This is a genomic window from Corynebacterium sp. MSK297 (genome assembly GCF_030232885.1).
Taxonomy (GTDB): domain Bacteria; phylum Actinomycetota; class Actinomycetes; order Mycobacteriales; family Mycobacteriaceae; genus Corynebacterium.
Genome location: NZ_JASPGD010000005.1, coordinates 96,736 through 117,440 on the forward strand (window position 1 = coordinate 96,736; position 20,705 = coordinate 117,440).

Here is a 20,705-nt window from a genome sequence, read left to right on the forward strand (position 1 = left end):
TCCAGGGGCGACCACCCGAGGGACAATTGCAGACTAATCAGTCCCCACTGTATGGTCAGTGCATGCTGACTATTGCTTCTCGTCTTGATGTGATGAACCGGATGGGACGTGCCATGGCCGATCCCACCCGGTCCCGGATCCTGTTATCCCTGCTGGAGGCTCCAGGTTATCCAGCGCAGTTGGCCCGGGACCTGGAGTTGACGCGCTCGAATGTCTCCAACCACCTGACGTGTTTGCGCGATTGTGGGATCGTGGTCTCCGAACCGGAGGGCCGGCGCACCCGCTATGAGATCGTCGACGCTCACCTGGCCCGGGCGCTTGCCGTCCTGGTGGAGACCACCCTGGCGGTTGACGAGAACGCCGCGTGTCTGGACCCGCAGTGCCCGGTTGCTGGTTGCTGCGATGAGGAAAGGGGCCAGCAGTCATGACGTCCGCATGCGGGTGTGAACCGGCCGCACCGACCACAGAACACGAGGAGCACACCCCGTGGGGGCGTGACCGTGCCGTCCTTATCCCGGTGGCTTCCGGAATGTTCCTGCTCATCGGCCTGATCCTCGAGTGGTTTATCCCCGGGGCCGGGCTGGTGGCCACCGTATTGTTCTGGGCCTCCCTGCTGCTGGGTGCCTCCCAGTTCGTCCCCGGAGCCCTCACGGGACTGGTCACCCGGGGCAAGCTGGGTATCGGGCTGTTGATGACGATCAGCGCCATCGGTGCCGTCCTGTTGGGCTTCATCGAGGAGGCCGCCGCCCTGGCCTTCCTCTACTCCATTGCCGAGGCGCTTGAGGACCGGGCGATGGACAAGGCCCGCTCGGGCCTGCGTGCCCTGCTGGCCCTGATCCCCTCGACCGCGACGATCATCGCCGCCCATGGGGCGACCCGCACCGTGCCGGTCGAAGACCTCATCCCGGGTGACGTGTTGCGCCTGGCCGCGGGGGAACGCCTGGCCACCGACGGGGTTATCCGCTCCGGGCACAGCAGCCTGGACACTTCGGCGATCACCGGCGAATCTATCCCCGTCGAGGTCGGCCCCGGCGATGCAGTGCTGGCCGGGTCGATCAACACCACCGGGGCACTGGAGGTTGAGGCCACCGCCGCCGGCACGGATAACTCCCTGACCACCGTCGTCGAGCTGGTGGAGCAGGCCCAAAACGATAAGGGCCAACGCGCCCGTATCGCCGATCGCCTCGCCCGCCCCTTGGTGCCCGGTGTCCTCATCCTCGCCGTCCTGGTCGCCGTGATCGGGTCCTTGTTCGGGGATCCGGGTGTGTGGATCGAACGTGCCTTGGTTGTCCTGGTCGCCGCGTCGCCGTGTGCGCTGGCGATTTCGGTGCCGGTCACGGTGGTCTCGGCCATCGGGGCGGCCAGTAAGTTCGGCGTGGTCATCAAGTCCGGCGCCGCCTTTGAGCGCCTCGGTGGCATCCGGCATCTGGCACTCGATAAGACCGGTACCCTGACCCGCAACCATCCCACCGTCGTAGATGTGCTCACCACCGACGGCGTCAGCCGCGCGGATGTCCTCGGCTGGGCCGCGGCGCTGGAGGCCCACTCCACCCACCCGTTGGCCGCCGCCATTACCGCCGCCACCCCGCAGGCCCCGACCGCCCAGCAGGTTTCCGAGGCCGCCGGCCAGGGGATCACCGGGATCCTCGACGGGTCCCGGATCGCCGTGGGCAGCCCCCGTTGGCTGAGCCCCGGCCCCCTGGCCGGCCAGGTCGAAACCCTGGAAGAACAGGGCATGACCGTGGTCATCGTCCACCGCGACGACCGGCCCGTGGGGGCGGTCGGGGTGCGCGATGAACTCCGCCCGGAAACACCTCAGGTAATCAAATCGCTCGCGGACGAGGGTTTCGGGATCACCATGCTCACCGGTGATAACACGCGTACCGCCACCGCCCTGGCCCGGGAGGCCGGCATCACGGACGTGCGGGCCGAGCTACGCCCGGAGGACAAGGCCACCGCCGTGGCCGGGCTGGGGACCCGCGGCCCGGTGGCGATGATCGGTGACGGCATCAACGACGCCCCTGCCCTGGCATCAGCCGATATCGGCATCGCCATGGGCGCCAAGGGCTCGGATGCGGCGATCGAGTCCGCGGATGTGGCGTTTACCGGCGATGACCTGCGCCTGATCCCGCGTGCCCTGCACCACGCCCGCCGGGGACGGGCGATCATCAACCAGAACATCATCCTGTCCCTGGCGATCATCATCGTCCTGTTGCCGCTGGCGATCACCGGTGTGCTGGGACTGGCTGCCGTCGTGCTGGTCCACGAGGTGGCCGAGGTCATCGTCATCGCCAACGGCCTGCGGGCCGCCCGCACCCAGCATCCTGACCTGAAGCCCGTCGAGGCGGCCACGGTCACCGCCGACGAGGATGCGGACGGAAGGTCCCGGGTCTCGTAGTGCTTTCCCCATGAGCACCCTGCGACAGGATGTACTTTCTCACCGGACGGGGCAGTAGACTTCATGGCTGTTAGCAGCACACGTGAGCGCAGGTACGGTCGGGCCCCGCAGAAGAAGGGCTGGCGGACATTCCTCCGGCCCGGCTGGGTGTTCGGTGTCCTTGCCATCATCGCTTTCTCCTACGTCGCCTTTACCTTTCTGGCGCCGTGGCAGCTGAGCAGGGATAGCACTATCGTCGAGCGCAACGAGCAGATCGAAGCCGCCTTCGAGGTCGAGCCCGTCCCCGCCGAGGAGATCTTTGACGCCCAGGGCAGTATCGAGCCCGGGGAGGAATGGGCCCGGGTGATCCTTCAGGGCCACTACCTGCCCGAGGATGGGGTGCTGATGCGCAACCGTCCGGTCGACTCCTCCCCTGCCTTCCATGCCTTGACCCCCTTCCAGCTGAACTCCGGTGAGGTCATCTTGGTCAACCGGGGTTTCAACCCGCCGCTTGAGGGCGGTGTCCCACCGATGGATACTGCGCCAGCCGGTGAGCAGTCCATCGTCGGCCACGCCCGATTCACCGAGCAGACACCGATGTCCCCCCCGATCGAGGACCAGGGCTACCGCCAGGTCTACGGCATTAACACCGCGCAGATTTCCGAGGTGACCGGCAGGGATCTGGCGGAGGACTATGTGCAGCTGGCCGAGGGGCAGGCCGGGGAGATCACCGCTATCCCGGTGCCCATGCTCGACCGCGGTTCGCACTTGTCCTACGCCTTCCAGTGGATTGCCTTCGGCATCATGGCCCCGCTCGGCCTGGGGTACTTTATTTGGGCGGAGATGAAGGAACGTCGCCGTGTGCGCCGCGAGGAGGCCGAGCTGGCCGACGGATCGACATCCTCGCAGCAGACCGGGGACTCTCAGGACGAAGAGACAGATTCCGACACGGTGGGCGCCCTCCGCACCACTCACCCGGAAAATGACACCCAGGGTCTCGCCCATGCCCAAGCCACTCTTTCCGCATCCTCGGGTGCCCGTGCGCGCCTGTTGCACGACCGTTACGGCGACAGCCAGCCGAACCACTCCCGGAAATTCACCGATCCCCAGCGCGAGCGGTTCTAACCGCAGCCTTCTGCCCAGCGCCTTTCGGCCCACTGGCGCCCTTTCACGACGGCACGGGGCCAAATCCATCAAGCATTTTCAATAAGCTTTCAATAAGAGTTTTTCCCTGCTAGGCTGCAGGCATGAGCGCGCACCAACACGACCATGACCCCGGCCACCGTACTGCCCCGAGCGGATCCCTCACCGCCCTGGCGGTCACTTTCGCCCTGACCGCCACCATCTTCCTGGCCCAGGTGATCGGCGGCCTCGTTTCCGGTTCGTTGGCTTTGCTGTCCGATGCGATGCATATGCTCTCGGATTCCACGGGGCTGCTCATTGCCCTGGTGGCCCTCCTCATCGGCCGTCGTGCGGCCACCCCCCGGGCCACCTACGGTTCCGCCGCGTCGAGGTGCTCGCCGCACTGGTCAATGCCGCGGTGGTCTCCGCGGTCTCGGTCTGGATCGTCATCCGCGCGGTTGGCCGGATCGGCGGCCACGAATCGATCGACACGGGCATGATGCTCGTCGTGGCGGTGGTCGGTTTGCTGGCTAACTTGATCTCCACCCTGATTCTCATGCGCCGTCAGCATGAGAGCCTCAATATGCGCGGGGCGTACCTGCATGTGCTCTCCGACCTGGTCGGTTCGGTTGCCGTGATCATCGCCGGCCTGATCATCCACTTCACCGGTTGGTTAGCTGCCGACACCATCGCCTCCCTGTTCATTGCCGCCCTGGTGCTGCCGCGAGCACTGCGCCTGCTGGCCGAGTCCCTCTCGGTCCTGATGAACCACACCCCCCGGGGTGTCGATACCCGCGAGGTGGAAGCCGCCCTGGTCGGCCTGCCCGGGGTCACGGCCGTGCACGACCTGCACATCTGGAGCACCGACGGCACGAAACCGCTTGCCACCTGCCACCTGGTCGTCGACGATATGAACGTCTCCGACGGAGGGATTCTGGCCGCCGCTCAAACTCGGTTGCAAGACTTCGGCATTGAGCACTCGACTATCCAGATCGAGCAGGACGGCCACGTCCATCACGAAGAGGTCTGTTGATCACTCACTGCCAGAGTGGGACCCCACGGCGACGGCTTGTCCGCCCTTTTTGACCTGCTTATCACTATATTTCTGGGCTGTTCACAGTCCCCGGCCGGCCACTGGCGGCGAGGGTCCTTGGAGTGAGGATTTCCTATTTCTCCGCGTTTCCCCGCTCGAAGGGCAGACTCAGTTGCCGGGCGTGGAAATCAAAGTGCCAAGTCGGATAGGCGTAGACGTCCGCCACCGTCATCGCCGGGGCAAAGAACGGATCCCACCGGGTCGGAAACGCCATCTCACGTGCCAGGGAGTGCTCGGATTCCTTCTCCAGACTGGTGGCCAGGGCGGCGGTGAGCCACCGGAGTTTCCGGGCCATGCGGTGACGGTGGTAGACCCGGGCCGCAGCCCGAGATCCCCAGTAGTTGACCCAGCCGAAGGGGCGGGTGCTGGCATTGAGCAGACGCGCGAACACCTCGCTCAGCGAGGGCGGCAGATGGCCGAAGAACTTGACCAGAGGTAGCAGTCGACGGACCACCATATAGCCGAAGACCATGTGAAACAGCAGTTCCTCATTCGTCCACCGGGTCCCCACGCTACGGCTGCGCAGCTCGGCATCCCCAGCCCGCGCGAGGACGTCCTCCAGTTCGACACAGGCTCGCCAGTATCCCTCTGTTATCTCAACACGGTCGATCATCGTCGCCTACTTCCGAGGGGCCGACAATCCCGTCTGCCCTTCGATTCCATCATCACACCGCGCGCTTGCCCCCGGCAATGACCATCTGCAATGGGAGGGGTGGCGTGGCGATTCGCGGCCTTCGATACCAAGAATTGACCATGCTGCGTAAATTCATGATCGATCCCCTAGAGACCGAAAGCACCGCCGCCGACGAGGATGAAAATGCCCAGGCCGATCAGAACGATGGGGAACAATACATGTTCCCAGCGTTCGAGGACCTCGGCGATGGGCGGACGGGTGGCAACGAATTTCGCCAGCAGGACCTGCCACCCCTACCTGTCGATTTGAGGTACACCTCAGGCGAACACTTCGTGAATGACAAGACTTACTGTTCGCCAGGGTTAGTTCCATGTCTAATGGAACAGAACCGTCACTACCTCTAGAGATAACTGAACAGTTGGGTGCGATCTCGGGGCAGAAGGTGGGCTATGCCCGGGTGAGTTCGAAAGATCAGAACCTTGATCGTCAGATTGAACAACTCAAAGCGGAGAAGGTCTTTACTTACTACACCGATAAGGCCAGTGGTGGCTCGAGGGGGCGTCTTGGTCTTGATGAGGCGATGCGGTATGTCCGCGCGGGGGATCAGCTCGTGGTCACGTCAATGGATCGGTGTGCGCGTTTACTGACGGATCTGTACGCCATTGTTGACGAGTTGGTCAGCAAAGGCGTCTCGGTGAAATTCTCTCAAAGAGGGCAGATCTACTCAAAAGACTCCACCCCGATTGCCAAGCTGATGCTGGGGCTGCTGGGTTCGGTGGCTGAGTTTGAACGTTCGATTATTCGGGAGCGTCAGGCGGAGGGGATCGCTCGTGCGCTTACCGACGAGCAAGTGGTTCAGGCGCGCGAGTGGGTGGATGCTGGTGTGCCGAAAGCAGAAGTTGCGCGACGTCTGAAGGTGGGGCGAACGACGCTGTACAGCTATCTAGATGCGGCCGGTGGTAAATCTGCGCACGCTTAGTGAGAGATGTGTGGAAATCGGGAAGCTATACAGTCCGAGATTCCCGTGAGCAAAGACAGCGCTTGCACCTTCTTCAACGCCGATAGGCTCTATGCCTGCCCCTTGCTTTCCCTTTCGGCAGAATCGCCTCTGTGACGAAACTCGGCGTCACCTCCGGGCGCTGCACATATTTACCATCAGGGCGCTTTCGCGTTCATGTTTTTACAGGACACACATCTTGCACTATTACTCGCCTTATTCCGTTGGTACGAAACACAGGGCGGGTTTTACGTGGTTTCCTGGCCTTGTTCGGGGTGGTTTCGGCCCCATTGCCGTACGAAGTGTCCTAGGTTTTGTTCCTAGGCATTTACCCTATTTTCTATTGTTTCCCGAGACTCATCTTGTTCCCACAACGCGTCTTCAACCTCGACCGGGGTGCGGTATCCCAAGCTTTGGTGGAGCCTTTCCTCATTCCACCATGACACCCACTCGAACGTTGCGATTTCTACCTCGACAACATCATCCCACCTGCGAGTATGGATCAGCTCGTTCTTGTAAGAACCGTTCACGTTTTCAGCCAAAGCATTGTCATAGGAATCGTCATCCGTTCCAGTGGAAGATTAAATCCGGAATTCAGCAAGTTTCTCGTTGTAGACCACGCTGACATACTGCGAACCGTGATCCGAATGGTGAATAAGACCTGTCGTTTGCTCAGCGCACTTGGGGCGCCTGGTTGAGAGCTTGCAGCGGCAAAGCCTGAAGTGCGCATGGAATCTGATAACGCCCACCCAACGATCCGCCTGGAGTAAACGTCGGTGACAAACGCGGCATACACAAAGCCTTTCCTCGTGCGTACATACGTAATGTCAGCCACCCATAACTTGTTTGGTGCTGTGGCACTGAATTCGTGTGGCACTAAATCCGGGCGCACATCAGGCATGTTGAGGTGAACGGGTTGTGGTAGGTGACCGGCCTTTGCCTTTGCCAGAAACACCGGCCAGGCGCATCAGCCGGGCGTTGTGTTCACGACCGATATTGATTCCTTCACGGCGTAGAGCATGCCACATTTTTCGCACACCGTAGAGACCATAATTAGCTTGATGAACAGCACTAATGCGTTAAACCAGCACGCCATCACGAAGGCGACGAGCCGTCTGCGCCCCTTGCCGGGCAGTATGCCACGAGACACCCAGTTTCGGTGTCACGATCTTGCACGCTTCCTGCATCGACATGTTCTCCGCCAAGATGTGGTCCTCCACGAGACGGACCACACGATCCTTGGCATCCTTGCCAAATTTTCTCGGCATCTTCCAGATTTTCCCATCTACTCAAACGGAACAAAACCTGGGACACTTCACACCCCGCCCACCTCGGCACTCTACCCTGCTGTGGGGGTTACTCGTAGCGAAGCGAGCTGACCATCCCAGTTTCCATGTGATAGGCGTTATGGCAGTGAAATGCCCACTCACCGGGGTTGTCAGCGATCAGGTCGGCGATCATGGTTTCACCGTGGCGGAGAAGGACGGTGTCCTTCCGTAGCCCGCCGCTGCCGGGTAGCGCCCACGTGTGGCCGTGGATGTGCATGGGATGGGGCATCATGGTCCTGTTGCGCATGACCATCCGCAGGCGCTGGCCCTCCTGCACGGTCGCGGAGGAGGATTGGCCGTCGGTGAGAATGCTCCATTCATACGGCATCATCTGCCCGCCCAGGTCGATACTGACTTCTCGGTCTGGTGTGCCCTCGGGCAGGAGTGCACGGTCTGCTGGCTTCAGGGAGGACAGAAGCAGTCCGGTGGACGACAATTCGGGGAAGTCGACATCGGGGTGGGGGGCCTGGCCGCCGGCGGTGCGGATGACGGCGAAGGCGCGGTCGTCCTTACCCACCGCCAAAGCCGTGAGCGGGAAGATGCCGTCGCCGAGGATGACCTCGACGTCGACACGCTCGCCCATCGACAAGTAGATCGATTCGGTCTCCCAGGGCTGGACAGGGAAGCCGTCGGTGTGGGTGACGGTCATGCGGTGACCACCGAGGGCCACCTTGAAGATGGTGTCACCGCCGGAGTTGATAAACCGCAGGCGGGCCTTGTCGCCCGGGCGAGCCTCGAAGGTCCGGTGAGCACGGGGGATACGTCCGTTGATGAGGTAGTGCGGATACATCACATCGCCGACATCCCCGCCCAGTACCCGGTCCGGGGTGCCGTGCATCATCTGGCCGTGACCTCCCATTCCCATCCTCCCGTTATGGTCGCCCGAACCCATTCGGGTGAGCTTGTCGAGCTCATCGTCGGGAGTGCCCTGAATGCCATCGACCCAGTCGTCGAGCACGATGGTCCACTCGACGTCCTGATCCTCAGCGTCTTGCGGGTCACGGATGATCAGTGGGGCGTGGAGGCCGCGATCAAGCTGCAGGCCGGTGTGGGAATGGTAGAAGTAGGTGCCACCGTGGGGGACTTCAAAAGCATAGGAGAAAGACTCGCCAGGTTCAATGGGGTCCTGGGTCATACCGGGCACACCGTCGGCTGCGTTGTGGAGTGCGATGCCATGCCAGTGGATGGAGGTGCTCTCAGGCAGTTCATTGGTGATATCGACCTGGAGTACGTCGCCGGCGGTGGCCTCAATGGCCGCATCCCCGGTGTCAGAGACGTATCCCCACGTCTTGGCTTCGATGCCGCCGATATCCAGAGAGAGGGGCCGGGCGGTCAGTGTCCGGCGCACCGTCGGCTCACCGAGCGCAGTGGGGGTGGGAGTGGGGCGAAGGGAGGGACCTGGTGCCGAGGCAGCGGGTCCAGGGTCGCTGGTGCAGGCGGCCACGGCCCCGGTGCCGGCGAGGGCAAGCCCACCGAGCAGAAACTGTCGTCGGGAAAACGCGTTCGTCATGATTTAACCTTCCTTGGTGCAAGATTTCAGTGACACGGGAGACAGGCGCAGGTGAGGACCCTGCTGAGCCATCACGTTAGGCGCAGGTCTGTGACGCAGGTTGCACCGTCGTCGGTGGTGGAAAACTCCGTGGTGCCGGTACGCCCCTGGTAGCTGACCTCAATCAGGCCGGTGACATCATCGGGAAGCCAGAAGCCAATAAACCCGTTGTCGAAGGTGGTTGTCGCCTCGTCCACCAGCACCTCACCGGTCGCCTCATCGGTGATCGTGACCTGGATATCCTCATTGTCGAGTTCCCCCAGGCAGGTCGTGAGGCTGTGGTAGAAGCAGTCGTGGGTGGAGGTGAGATAGGGTGCGATCGAGACATACGTCTGATTGTCGGGAAGATCGACCACGACTTCCTGGTCATCGCTCGAGAGCAGCAGTTCATCGGCACGCACTGAGGCGATCAGATCCGTGGGACGCTCAGTGACCTTCTGCCGGTCGAGGTGATCAATGATCTCCACCGCGTCCATGGCGGCCAGGCCATGGGTAGTCAGGAATGTATCCTGGGACACCGTCCCGTCGGCGGTGGGTTCCGGGTCGGCGGCCGAACACCCCGTGAGGGCGAGGGCAAGGGCGGCGGCTGCGATCGCTGCTCGTTTCACGTCAATCTCCTTGGATCGTGGTAATACCGTGAGAAGACACCGCCTCAAGGTCGGTGCCATACCTTTATCTAGCACGGGTGCCTGACGGACTAGCAATCAAAAACCCTGCTCACAGCCTTACAACAGGGCGAAAATGGGGTGAATTCGGTGGGCTGGGTCACCACCGGGACAACCACCCCACAGCCGTGGGCGATGTCCTTCTACCCGCCCCGGGTATGCGGTGCAGGCAGTGAAATCCCTGGTGGTGCCTGCTGAACCGACCAGGGGAGGCGATGCCGCCGGCCCGGGGTGGGGCACAGGGGTGACGGCGGTCGAAGGGTGATGTTTGAAGATTTGATGAAGATTCCCCGCCGGGCACTGAGCGAGGGTGGTATTCCCCCCTGTCCGGAGCGATACTGGGGTCTATGGCTGACCGCACACCGACCACCGCCACGCCCCCGGGGCGGGTGCTGGTCGTCGATGATGAACAACCCCTGGCTCAGATGGTGGCCTCCTACCTCATCCGGGCCGGCTTCGATACCCGCCAGGCGCACACCGGCACCCAGGCCGTGGACGAGGCCCGTCGTTTTTCCCCCGATGTTGTGGTGCTGGATCTGGGGCTGCCCGAACTCGACGGCCTGGAGGTGTGCCGACGGATCCGCGCCTTCTCGGACTGCTACATCCTCATGCTCACCGCGCGTGGCAGCGAGGACGACAAGATCAGCGGTTTGACCCTGGGGGCGGATGACTACATCACCAAACCTTTTAGCATCCGGGAACTGGTGACCCGGGTGCATGCGGTGCTGCGCCGCCCGCGCACCAGCACCACCCCACCGCAGGTGACCACCCCCTTGATCGTTGGTGACCTCATCCTTGACCCCGTCGCCCATCAGGTGCGGGTGGGGGAGACGACCGTGGAGCTCACCCGCACGGAGTTCGAGCTGCTGGTTGCCCTGGCCCTGCGCCCCGGCCAGGTGCTGACCCGCCACGACCTGGTCACCGAGGTCTGGGACACCACCTGGGTCGGTGATGAACGCATCGTCGATGTCCACATCGGCAACTTGCGTCGCAAGCTCGGCACCGACACCCAGGGCCGGGGGTTTATCGACACCGTGCGTGGCGTGGGTTACCGGGTGGAGCAGCCATGAATCACGGACCCGGCCTGACCTTCCGCTTCCTGGCCGCCCAGGTGTTGGTCGTGGTGATTAGCCTGCTGGTGGCCGCGGCCGTGGCCACGATGGTGGGCCCGACCCTGTTCCATGATCATATGTTGATGACCGGCCGGGAGGACCCCTCGCTGGAGCTGTTCCATGCCGAGCAGGCCTACCGGGGCGCCAACCTGATCACCCTGGCCGTCGCCCTGCCCACCGCCTTGACCAGCGCCCTGCTGGCCAGCCTGTGGTTATCACGTCGTCTGCGCACCCCCCTGCAGGATCTCACCCGCGCCGCTACCAGCCTGACGGCCGGCAACTCCCGTATCCGCGTGCCCGCCGGAAAAGCAGGCCCCGAGGTCACCACCCTGGCGCATGCCTTCAACACCATGGCTGACCGGCTGGAACACACCGAACAGGTCCGCCGCCAGATGCTCTCTGATCTGGCCCACGAAATGGGCACCCCCTTATCGGTGCTCACGGTCTACCTCGATGGCCTCCAGGACGGGGTCGTGGGCTGGAATAATGCCACCCACACGATCATGGCTGACCAACTCACCCGCCTGACCCGGTTGATGGAAGACATCGACGATGTCTCCCGGGCCCAGGAACACCGGATCGATTTGGACCTGGTGGAGGAAGGGCTCGGGGATCTGCTCCATACCGCCGCTGCTGCCGCGGGGGAAGCTTATGCTGACAAAGGCGTCGATTTACAGGTCGGGACCATTACAGACACAGCCCGGGTGCTCGTGGACCGGCAACGCTTCGGCCAGGTGATGAGCAATCTCCTGTCGAACGCGCTACGGCACACCCCGGCCGGCGGGCAGGTCCGGATCAGCGTCCACCGGCAGGGGGCGTCCACCGCGCTCATCCACATCGCCGATGACGGCGAGGGCATCCCACCTGACCAGCTCGGACACATCTTCGAACGCTTCTACCGGGGGGATGCCGCCCGCAGCCAGGACAACGGCGGGGCCGGTATCGGTCTGACCATCTCCAAGGCATTGATCGAGGCCCACGGCGGCACTCTCACCGCCACCTCCCCCGGACCCGGTCGTGGAGCGGTGTTTGCCCTCCGCCTCCCGCTGTCCCCTCCCGACAGTGAGGAGGCTGCTCGGTGACCACACCCTGCCCCGCGTGAGGGCCGTGCCCTCCACCCATTGAAAATATACCCCAGGGGGGTATACGCTAGGGAATAGCATCGCCGCATCCCACCGACCCGGAGGAGCTTTCCCATGATCACCTCCCCGCCCAGCCTCTTGCCGATGGCCTCCCACGGCTGCAGCTGTTGCGGACCTGCCTCACGTGCCGACACCGCCTCCATCCCTGCCGCCAGCGACTCGTCAGCAAGAGGGTCCTCCCCTAGCTACCAGGTCACCGGCCTGACCTACGGGCACTGCGCGAAAAGCGTGACCCAGGCCTTTCAGGTCCTCCCTCAGGTCGACGACGTCCAGATTGATCTCGCTGCTGATGGTGTTTTCACCGTCACGGTCACCGGTGTCGTACCTTCGGAGATGGTTCGCCGGGCCATCGAGGAGGCCGGCTACACCGTTTTATCCTGATCAGTTTTACCCATCATCTCGACCCCGACCGGGTTGAGCGAAAGGAACGTCATGAGCACTCCCCACCATTCCGGCGATCACCATGGTGATCACCCCGCTCCGGAAACAGACCACCACGTTCATGGTCACGGCGAACACGCCGGACACAGCACCGCAATGTTTCGGGACCGCTTCTGGTGGTCGCTGATTCTGTCCATTCCCGTCGTTATTTTCAGCCCCATGGTCGCCCACCTGCTCGGCTACCACCTCCCGGCATTCCCCGGATCCACCTGGATCCCCCCGGTGCTGGGCACGATCATCTTCGTCTACGGCGGAACGCCTTTCCTCAAGGGCGGATGGAAAGAACTGAAATCCCGCCAACCCGGGATGATGCTCCTGATCGCCATGGCCATCACCGTGGCGTTTGTCGCCTCCTGGGTCACCACTCTGGGGCTGGGCGGTTTTGACCTGGACTTCTGGTGGGAGCTAGCCCTGCTGGTGACCATCATGCTGCTGGGCCACTGGCTGGAGATGCGCGCTCTCGGGGCCGCGTCCTCCGCGCTTGACGCGCTGGCTGCCCTGCTGCCGGATGAGGCCGAGAAAGTCATCGACGGGACCACCCGCACCGTGGCCATCTCCGAGCTGGTCGTCGACGACGTCGTGCTGGTGAGGGCCGGTGCCCGGGTGCCGGCCGACGGAAACATCCTCGACGGAGCCGCCGAATTCGATGAGGCGATGATCACCGGCGAATCTCGTCCCGTCTTCCGCGACACCGGTGACAAGGTGGTCGCCGGTACCGTGGCCACCGACAACACCGTCCGCATCCGGGTGGAGGCTACCGGCGGGGACACCGCCCTGGCTGGGATCCAACGCATGGTTGCCGACGCCCAGGAGTCCTCCTCCCGGGCCCAGGCCCTGGCGGATCGGGCAGCGGCGTTGTTGTTCTGGTTCGCGCTGATCTCCGCTCTGATCACCGCGGTGGTGTGGACCATCATCGGCAGCCCGGACGATGCCGTGGTGCGCACGGTCACGGTGCTGGTCATCGCCTGTCCGCACGCCCTGGGCCTGGCGATTCCGCTGGTCATTGCGATCTCCAGCGAGCGGGCCGCGAAATCCGGGGTGCTCATCAAGGACCGGATGGCGCTCGAGCGGATGCGCACCATCGACGTGGTGCTCTTCGACAAAACCGGCACCCTGACCGAGGGTGCGCACGCGGTCACCGGTGTCGCGGCAGTTGTCGGCGTCACCGAGGGCGAGCTACTGGCCCTGGCCGCCGTCGCGGAGGCCGACAGCGAGCACCCCGTGGCCCGCGCCATCGTGGCGGCCGCGGCCGCCCATCCCGAGGCCTCCCGTCGGCAAATCCCTGCAATTGGTTTCAGCGCCGCCTCCGGCCGGGGAGTCCGGGCCACTGTCGATGGCGCTGAGATCCTCGTGGGCGGGCCGAACATGCTGCGCGAGTTCAACCTCACCACCCCGGCCGAGCTCACCGACACCACCAGCGCCTGGACCGGGCGTGGGGCCGGTGTGCTCCATATTGTCCGCGACGGTCAGATCATCGGTGCGGTAGCCGTCGAGGACAAGATCCGCCCCGAATCCCGTGCCGCCGTGAAAGCCGTGCAGGACCGCGGGGTGAAGGTCGCGATGATCACCGGTGACGCCCAGCAGGTGGCCCAGGCGGTTGGTCAGGACCTAGGCATTGATGAGGTCTTCGCCGAGGTCCTGCCCCAGGACAAAGACACCAAGGTCACGCAGCTGCAGGACCGGGGTTTGAGCGTGGCCATGGTCGGTGACGGTGTCAATGACGCCCCCGCTCTGACCCGCGCGGACGTCGGTATCGCCATCGGTGCCGGAACGGATGTGGCCATGGAATCTGCCGGGGTGGTCCTAGCCAGTGATGACCCGCGGGCAGTGCTGTCGATGATTGAGCTGTCCCAGGCCAGCTACCGCAAGATGATCCAGAACCTGATCTGGGCCTCTGGCTACAACATCCTCGCCGTGCCGTTGGCCGCCGGAGTGCTCGCCTCGATCGGGTTCGTGCTGTCCCCGGCCGTGGGCGCGATCTTGATGTCTGCCTCGACCATCGTGGTGGCCCTGAACGCCCAGCTGTTGCGCCGCATTGATCTGGAGCCGGCTCACCTGGCTCCGACCGACGGGAAGGAGGAACACAGTGGGTCGATATCCCCCGTAACCGTTACTGACTGACCTTGTCTCTCGACCCCTAACTCACACCACCTTTGAAAGGAACGCTCATGAAACGCAGCATTACCCTCGCCGCCTTGGTACTGACCTCCACCCTGGCGCTGACCGCCTGCAGCGACGCCACCGACAACTCCGACGATGCCGACACCACCAGCACCACGACGGCAACCGCAGAGACCAACGAGCCCCACCAGGAAGACACCACCACTGCCGACGAAGAGCACGGCGGGCACGACCACCCTGCCGACGGCGGGGCACCGCCGGCAGGCATTGAAGAGGCCGAGGATCCCACGTACCCGGTGGGCACTGAGGTCATCCTCACCGCTGACCACATGCCCGGCATGGACGGGGCCACCGCCACCATTTCCGGGGCGTTTGACACCACGACCTATTCGGTCAGCTACACCCCCGCCGAGGGTGGGGCCCCGGTTACCGACCACCGCTGGGTCGTCCATGAGGAGCTCGTCGATCCGGGTCAGGCCCCCCTGCCCGACGGGGCGAGCGTTGTCCTGGATGCCGAGCACATGTCCGGCATGAAGGGTGCTGAGGCCACCATCGATTACTCCACCGAGGAGACGGTCTACATGGTTGATCTCACCGTCGACGGGATGACGATGACCAACCACAAGTGGGTCACCGAGAGTGAGATCCAACCCGCCGAATAGTCCACCCACCCTGAACCGAGAGACCAGACAAGGCACCCGCTCCAGAGTCGGTCATCAATCGCTGCCGACCATGCCGCAGCACACCAGCCACACACGGAACCTGCACGCCCACAGGGCCCACGCTGAGGTAGACCTTCTGTGTCACTGCTTCTCTTAGTCAGGGAAATATGCCCTGGAATGACCCTGGTGATAGGAGTTCATTCCAGGGCTTTGGGTGCTGTTGCAAAGTTGGGGCAGTAGGAAGAGCGACGTGAACTAATCACAGCCATGGGTATTTTCTCGGGTCGTCATTTCCCCCGTGACATTATTCTGTGGGCAGTGGGTGGTACTGCCGCTACGGGGTGAGCTACCGCGCTCTGGAGGAAATGATGACTTCAGCGGGGTGTGTCGGTTGATCACACCACGATCTACCGCTGGGTCTAGAAAACTGATTATATAACTGTGGATAAAGCAGTGGGGTCGGCTCAAAATCGTTCACCTGAAGGGGGATAACGAAGAGACCTATGAGCCTTCCCCTGATACTATTTATGTTGGTCCTTCAGAAACTCCCGGTGAAGCCGTAAATGATCTCGGAGAGAACAATTAGATGGTGTCCTTACCTGGATTGCTTTTATTTGCCACTGTTATGGGGATCTTTTTTGGGGTTCCCTCTGCTCTGGTTGTTATTTATGTAAATTACTACAGTAAATATCATATAACTTTTAGAATAAGAAAATATTTCTGTGTTTTTGTGATTGCTTTTCTGGCTTATTTCAGTATCGTGATGCTCGATGCTGATTTCCGTGTAGCTGAGATGTGGATGGCCACCAGTGTAGCTACGCCATTAGCGATTAGCCATGTAGTATTTATGAAACTAACATTCTTGTTGTTTCAGGATAAAGAAGACTCATGATCTTCATCCTAGAGAGTGTCTGTTAGTTCGTGTGCGGGGTTTGGTTTACAAGTAATCCGAGAATCGGTCGGGATAAGCCACCGCTGGGGATGCGGAAACTAACGCAAAACACCCTTACTTAGGTTAGATGACGGTCATACTCACCCCATATAAGGGGAATAAAAAGTAACATCAATTTTTGTGCTTGAAACTTGAAGTGCCCTGGGCTTTGTTCTAGGCATTTGCCTTAATTTCCATTATTTCTCGAGCCGGTTGTCGGCTGCAAAACTCTGCTTCAACCTCTATTGGCGTGCGGTAGTCAAAGTTCTGATGAAGCATGGCGTCGTTCCACCAATCCACCGGTATCGCGATAAACAATGTTTCACGTGAAACATGGACTCGAGCACAGGCGAATGCAGACGCGCGTTCATCAAAGTGTCGGTTAGAATCGTCTCAAACTGTCGGATAAAATGACCTCAAAGTGTCGGTTAAAATCGCCTCAAACTGTCGGATGGTGAAATAGTGGTGTTGTCTCAGGGCTATATTCCGCGGATAGCGGATGTTTTTGTGGAGCAGTCGTTGCGGCGCACTGGAGCCTTGTTGATTGAGGGACCGAAGGGTTGTGGCAAGACTGCGACCGCCCGTCACCATGCCGAGAGCGAAATCAAAGTAGACATCGATCCTGATGTGGAGATTTCAATGGGGGTAGATCCGGCTCTTGTATTACAAGGGCCGACGCCGAGAGTTTTGGACGAATGGCAGGCCCAACCAAAATTATGGGACGTAGTACGCCACGAAATTGATGGGCGTGGGCAGCCTGGACAATTTATTTTGACAGGATCAACCGCCCCAGCCGAAGCGGTGCAAGGCCATTCTGGAGCCGGAAGATTCTCTCGCTTAACAATGCATACCATGACACTGGCAGAATCGGGAGAATCCACTGGACAAGCTTCACTGCTCAACATGGTGAAGGGCGAGGCACCGCGCGTCGGCAAGACGGAACTAACTATCCACGATCTTGCGGAAAGGATTTGCCGAGGCGGGTGGCCAGGCTTTTTGCGTCTTAGTGTTGCGGATGCACAAGCAAACCTACGTGATTATGTACGGACCATCGTGGAGCTCGACATTTCCACACCGGACAAGGTGAAGCGTAACCCAGCTCGGGTTCTGCGGGTAATGCGATCTCTGGCTCGTGGGATCGGAACTGAAATGTCGACGACTGCAATCGCCACAGATGCTGAATTGCACAGAGAAACTGCGATTGACTACTTGGATTCTCTCGAGCGTATTTTCATCAGCCAAGACCAACCGGCGTGGTCACAATCCCTGCGCTCACGTACCCCACTACGCAAAGCAGCCAAACGGCACTTTGCAGACCCAGCGTTAGCAGTTGCTGCGCTACAAAAACAGCCGGACGATCTTTTACACGACTTCGAATTTTTCGGTCAGCTTTTTGAATCGCTGGTGGTTCATGAATTACGCGCGCTGACGAACGAGCCGGTCTATCACGCTCGCCTCGGGGATGGCACCGAAGTTGATGCGATTACGACGCTCGCTGGGCGAACAGTGCTCGTGGAGATCAAACTCGGGCACCATCCCAATGTGGTCGACGGTGCGGCGGCAAGTCTGCAGAAATTCGCCGCGGTGATGCCTGAGCCAGCTGAATTGCTGGTCGTGACCGGCGGTGGAATGTCATACCGTCGGCCTGATGGCGTCAACGTCATCGCCATTGGTGCATTCGGGCGCTAGGCAGTTAAACGGACGGCTTAAAGCTCCCGCAGTGCCTAAATCTCGCGCAGTTCCTTCTGTAGCCGCGCGCCCATTAGATCCCAGTTCCAATTCTTGACGACGTGCGCCCTGCCCGCAGCACCCATCTCTGAGCGCAGCTGGGCGTCGGCAAGCAAGCCTTGCAACCCGCGCACAATGCTTGCCACCCGGTGCCCGTTGACTACCACGCCGGTGTCGTCGGTGATGGTTTCCGGCGCACCCCCGGAGCTTCCGGCGACCACCGGAATGCCACAAGCCTGCGCTTCCAAATACACGATGCCCAGCCCTTCTACGGATAACCCTCCTGCGCGAGTGCGAGCGGGCATCGCGAAAATATCCGCGGCAGCCAACGCATTGTTAACGCGCACCCGGTTCTGCTGATAATCCGTGTTGTTGAGCAAAAGAGCATCCGGCGCATACTTCTGCCGCAGCCTTTCCAGGCGCCGATACGAACGCCCACGGCCCACCAAAATCAATTGCACATCCGGAAACTGCCGACGCAGCACCGGAAACGCGCGCAACAGCTTGTCCTGGCCTTTACGCGGCACAAAACGCGAAATGCATACGATCGTCGGCGCAGAAGCAGCAATCCCAAAGGCATGCTTCGCTTCCGCCTGCCGCTGAGGGCTCGCAATCCCAAAATTATCCGCGTTGACCCCGGAAGGCAGATGCACCCACCGTGGGCGGCTACCAAAGGGTTTTTCCAGCCGACGGCGTGTGTAAGACGAGATATACGTCAGCACATCAGAGTTATTGCCAATCACGCGCAGCGCCTGGCGCGCTCCAGGGATCATGGACCAGCCGACTTCATGGCCGTGCGTGGTGGAAATGACTTTCTTCGCCCCGGCTTTTTTTGCGGTCTTCGCCAGCAACGCCAGGGGAGCAGCCGCACCAAACCACACGGTGTCAATATCGTGGGTGCGGATGATTTCGCGGAGTTTCTTTGCCGCCCCCGGCGTCGGCAGTAATAGGCAGTGTGGCCAGCGAATCACTGGGTATTTCAGCTGTGCATCGTAGTTCTCGCAGGCAGCTTTATCCCGTGTGGGCGCAAAAACGATGATCTCGTTGGGGTTCAGAAGAGAAACGAAATCCCGTAGATATGATTCAATCCCCCCGATTACCGGAGGGAAATCATTGGTGACCAGCAGTGTTTTCGGCATGGTCGGTGGTTATAGCGCGTCGCTGAGGTGATAGTTTTTCACTTCGCTGCCATAAATGGTGCGCTCTTCACCGTTGATATCGACGCTCTGGAACACGGAATCGTTTTCGATGGCCTCGCGCAGCATCTCGATGCGGTTGCCTTGCTCACCTGGGGCAATTCCGGCGGGGAAATAGTAAGTTGCGCCGTTGTCCAGTTTCACTGACAGTTCTTGCACGCCCAAAGCAATTTCCTCCTCGTCTTTCACACCGCTGTGTCCTATAACCGGCTGATTACCGCCTGTTGGCTGGCTGATAACCAGCTGCAGCCATAGAAATAGGGCCTGTGGTGTTGATAATTCCCTTGCACCACAAACCCTATCGAAGCAGATGGCTTAGCTCACGTAACGACTTTATGGCATATGTCTCTTTACGACGCCGCTTGCCGACGCCGGGCTTGCGGCACCCAGCTTGCCGACGATTACTTGTCGCCGGACTCAGAACCGCCTTCAGCTTCAGCCGCAGAATCCGAATCAGAATCCGATTCCAACTTGTCCTTCAGCTGCTCGTCGATGTGCGCTGCCTTTTCGGCGGCGTCGGCATCGTCGTGAGCCACAGCGCGGGTGGCCTCGGAAGCAGCCAGGTTTTCCGCAGCACCCTGGGAAAGATTCTTGGCCAGCTGCTCGTCAATGTCTGCCAGCAACTCCTCGTCACGCTCGGCTGGATCCTCGGCCAACTCGCCGGCTTTCTTTTCTGCCTTGTGGTTTTCCTCGGAAGCATCCGCGTTTGGTGCTTCGAGGTCATCTTCGCTGGTCGAGGAGTACACCAGCGTGCTGGTGGTATTCGAGCTGTAATCGCTAGCCTTTGGTGGCTGTTCTTGCGCGCCGGAGTTGCGCTTGTTCAGCACATAGGCGATAACACCAACGATTGCGGCGAGAACAGCGGCCCACAGGGCGTAGAAACCGAAGCCGCGGGATTTCGACTGAGACTTTGTCTTCTTGTCAAACTGCTTCTGCGCCTTTTTGGCCTGCTGCTTAGCCGTCTTTTCGGCTTGCTTCTGGGCTTTCTTCAGCTTCTGTGGTGCGTTATCAGCCAGCTCGCCGGCCTGCTTCTGCACGGTCTTAGAAGCTTTTTTCGCAGCCTTTTTCGCGTTCTTCTTATCTAGTTTCTTGGCTGCTTTGTCCTTGACCTTCTGCGCAGCAGCGTTGGCTTTTTTCTCTGCGCGAGATAGACGTTTGCGGTTTTTCCGGCCCAGCTTTTTATTAGCTTTCTTGCGCAGCTTCTTCGCCTGCTTTTGAGCCTTTTTGGTGGCCTTGGAGAAATTCTCACTGGCGGCCTCGCGGGCGTTTTCTACCGTTTCGGAGACGTCGCCGTCGGTAAGTTCCCGGCCGACATCCTGCAGGCTTTCAATGCTTTTGTCTAGACGCGCGTGCGCAGCTTTGGTGAGCTTGCCAGCTTCCTTGCGTGCTTCCGGGAAGTGCTTTTCTGCACTCTTGTCGACGGTTTTCGCCGCGCTTTCCAGGAATTCGAATGCCTCTTGGGACTTTTTATCCCGGTAATCTTTGAATTTTTCCCAGCCAGTTGAGCTGAGGTCCCGCGCGATGCGCAGGTTGACGTTTGCAGAACTCATGGTGTGTTCACCTCGTTAATCACACGGTTGTCGCTAGTTATTAGTTCTAAGGATAGT

The 20,705-nt window shown here is 61.0% G+C and carries 20 protein-coding genes and 5 pseudogenes; 13 read left to right on the top strand and 12 right to left on the bottom strand.

Going from position 1 to position 20,705, the window contains the following annotated elements; all coding sequences use genetic code 11:
- The first annotated feature begins 62 nt into the window (after window positions 1-62).
- From cmtR to QP888_RS06830, 3 genes are all read left to right on the top strand, one after another.
- Entirely contained in the window at window positions 63-428 is a 366-nt protein-coding gene (cmtR, locus tag QP888_RS06820; protein ID WP_021352507.1) for a Cd(II)/Pb(II)-sensing metalloregulatory transcriptional regulator CmtR, read from the top strand.
- Window positions 425-2,398, top strand: a complete 1,974-nt coding sequence (locus QP888_RS06825) for a heavy metal translocating P-type ATPase (RefSeq protein WP_021352506.1) — start codon at window positions 425-427, stop codon at window positions 2,396-2,398. The genes cmtR and QP888_RS06825 overlap by 4 nt, the downstream gene beginning before the upstream one ends.
- 63 nt (window positions 2,399-2,461) lie before the next feature.
- The gene (locus QP888_RS06830; RefSeq protein ID WP_126849998.1) at window positions 2,462-3,502 is read left to right on the top strand and encodes an SURF1 family cytochrome oxidase biogenesis protein; all 1,041 of its coding nucleotides are present in this window, start codon (window positions 2,462-2,464) and stop codon (window positions 3,500-3,502) included.
- A gap of 89 nt (window positions 3,503-3,591) precedes the next feature.
- Here the strand turns inward: QP888_RS06830 and QP888_RS06835 are convergent, their stop codons facing one another.
- Window positions 3,592-3,789 carry a hypothetical protein gene (locus tag QP888_RS06835; protein WP_284812840.1) on the bottom strand — a complete coding sequence of 66 codons (198 nt, stop codon included), beginning with the start codon at window positions 3,787-3,789 and terminating at the stop codon, window positions 3,592-3,594.
- On the opposite strand from QP888_RS06835, the pseudogene QP888_RS06840 reads away from it, so the two are divergent.
- Window positions 3,736-4,532 (top strand): annotated as a pseudogene (locus tag QP888_RS06840) (cation diffusion facilitator family transporter). The gene QP888_RS06835 and the pseudogene QP888_RS06840 overlap by 54 nt on opposite strands.
- Window positions 4,533-4,665: 133 nt before the next feature.
- Here the strand turns inward: QP888_RS06840 and QP888_RS06845 are convergent.
- Window positions 4,666-5,205, bottom strand: a complete 540-nt coding sequence (locus tag QP888_RS06845) for a DinB family protein (protein ID WP_049168305.1) — start codon at window positions 5,203-5,205, stop codon at window positions 4,666-4,668.
- 167 nt (window positions 5,206-5,372) lie between these two features.
- Window positions 5,373-5,510 (bottom strand): annotated as a pseudogene (locus QP888_RS06850) (cadmium resistance transporter); the annotation flags it as partial.
- A gap of 86 nt (window positions 5,511-5,596) precedes the next feature.
- On the opposite strand from QP888_RS06850, the gene QP888_RS06855 reads away from it, so the two are divergent.
- Window positions 5,597-6,205, top strand: coding sequence for a recombinase family protein (locus QP888_RS06855; protein ID WP_049168301.1), 609 nt, complete (start codon window positions 5,597-5,599; stop codon window positions 6,203-6,205).
- Between the two features lie 338 nt (window positions 6,206-6,543).
- Here QP888_RS06855 and QP888_RS11260 read toward each other — a convergent pair.
- The 6 genes and pseudogenes from QP888_RS11260 to QP888_RS06870 form a co-directional block, all read right to left on the bottom strand.
- Window positions 6,544-6,771 (bottom strand): annotated as a pseudogene (locus QP888_RS11260) (integrase core domain-containing protein); the annotation flags it as partial.
- Window positions 6,750-7,124, bottom strand: coding sequence for a DDE-type integrase/transposase/recombinase (locus QP888_RS11265; RefSeq protein WP_222118306.1), 375 nt, complete (start codon window positions 7,122-7,124; stop codon window positions 6,750-6,752). The gene QP888_RS11265 and the pseudogene QP888_RS11260, both read right to left, overlap by 22 nt.
- Window positions 7,117-7,299, bottom strand: a complete 183-nt coding sequence (locus QP888_RS11270) for an IS3 family transposase (RefSeq protein WP_375543275.1) — start codon at window positions 7,297-7,299, stop codon at window positions 7,117-7,119. The genes QP888_RS11265 and QP888_RS11270 overlap by 8 nt, the downstream gene beginning before the upstream one ends.
- A 3-nt stretch (window positions 7,300-7,302) precedes the next feature.
- Window positions 7,303-7,537: pseudogene (locus tag QP888_RS11170) on the bottom strand (hypothetical protein).
- A 42-nt stretch (window positions 7,538-7,579) separates the two neighbouring features.
- The gene (locus tag QP888_RS06865) at window positions 7,580-9,061 is read right to left on the bottom strand and encodes a multicopper oxidase family protein (protein WP_021352498.1); all 1,482 of its coding nucleotides are present in this window, start codon (window positions 9,059-9,061) and stop codon (window positions 7,580-7,582) included.
- A 71-nt stretch (window positions 9,062-9,132) separates the two neighbouring features.
- Window positions 9,133-9,708, bottom strand: a complete 576-nt coding sequence (locus QP888_RS06870) for a CueP family metal-binding protein (protein ID WP_126849999.1) — start codon at window positions 9,706-9,708, stop codon at window positions 9,133-9,135.
- A gap of 404 nt (window positions 9,709-10,112) precedes the next feature.
- On the opposite strand from QP888_RS06870, the gene copR reads away from it, so the two are divergent.
- From copR to QP888_RS06910, 8 genes and pseudogenes are all read left to right on the top strand, one after another.
- Window positions 10,113-10,835, top strand: a complete 723-nt coding sequence (gene copR / locus QP888_RS06875) for a two-component system response regulator CopR (RefSeq protein ID WP_021352496.1) — start codon at window positions 10,113-10,115, stop codon at window positions 10,833-10,835.
- Window positions 10,832-11,959, top strand: a complete 1,128-nt coding sequence (gene copS, locus QP888_RS06880) for a two-component system sensor histidine kinase CopS (RefSeq protein ID WP_284812777.1) — start codon at window positions 10,832-10,834, stop codon at window positions 11,957-11,959. Before copR ends, copS begins: the two co-directional genes overlap by 4 nt.
- A gap of 114 nt (window positions 11,960-12,073) precedes the next feature.
- Window positions 12,074-12,400, top strand: a complete 327-nt coding sequence (locus QP888_RS06885; protein WP_284812779.1) for a heavy-metal-associated domain-containing protein — start codon at window positions 12,074-12,076, stop codon at window positions 12,398-12,400.
- Between the two features lie 51 nt (window positions 12,401-12,451).
- Entirely contained in the window at window positions 12,452-14,581 is a 2,130-nt protein-coding gene (locus tag QP888_RS06890; RefSeq protein WP_284812781.1) for a copper-translocating P-type ATPase, read from the top strand.
- Between the two features lie 47 nt (window positions 14,582-14,628).
- Complete coding sequence (locus QP888_RS06895; RefSeq protein WP_284812783.1) at window positions 14,629-15,243, top strand: YdhK family protein; 615 nt, start codon at window positions 14,629-14,631, stop codon at window positions 15,241-15,243.
- Between the two features lie 267 nt (window positions 15,244-15,510).
- Window positions 15,511-15,663 (top strand): annotated as a pseudogene (locus tag QP888_RS06900) (IS6 family transposase); the annotation flags it as partial.
- Window positions 15,664-15,829: 166 nt separating this feature from the next.
- The gene (locus tag QP888_RS06905; RefSeq protein ID WP_284812785.1) at window positions 15,830-16,135 is read left to right on the top strand and encodes a hypothetical protein; all 306 of its coding nucleotides are present in this window, start codon (window positions 15,830-15,832) and stop codon (window positions 16,133-16,135) included.
- Between the two features lie 501 nt (window positions 16,136-16,636).
- Window positions 16,637-17,863, top strand: a complete 1,227-nt coding sequence (locus QP888_RS06910; protein ID WP_284812787.1) for an ATP-binding protein — start codon at window positions 16,637-16,639, stop codon at window positions 17,861-17,863.
- Between the two features lie 35 nt (window positions 17,864-17,898).
- Here the strand turns inward: QP888_RS06910 and QP888_RS06915 are convergent, their stop codons facing one another.
- From QP888_RS06915 to QP888_RS06925, 3 genes are all read right to left on the bottom strand, one after another.
- Window positions 17,899-19,041 (bottom strand): glycosyltransferase family 4 protein, encoded by a 1,143-nt coding sequence (locus tag QP888_RS06915; RefSeq protein WP_284812789.1) that lies wholly within the window; start codon window positions 19,039-19,041, stop codon window positions 17,899-17,901.
- Between the two features lie 9 nt (window positions 19,042-19,050).
- Window positions 19,051-19,287 carry a hypothetical protein gene (locus QP888_RS06920; RefSeq protein ID WP_284812790.1) on the bottom strand — a complete coding sequence of 79 codons (237 nt, stop codon included), beginning with the start codon at window positions 19,285-19,287 and terminating at the stop codon, window positions 19,051-19,053.
- 212 nt (window positions 19,288-19,499) lie between these two features.
- Entirely contained in the window at window positions 19,500-20,648 is a 1,149-nt protein-coding gene (locus tag QP888_RS06925) for a hypothetical protein (protein WP_284812792.1), read from the bottom strand.
- Window positions 20,649-20,705: the final 57 nt, after the last annotated feature.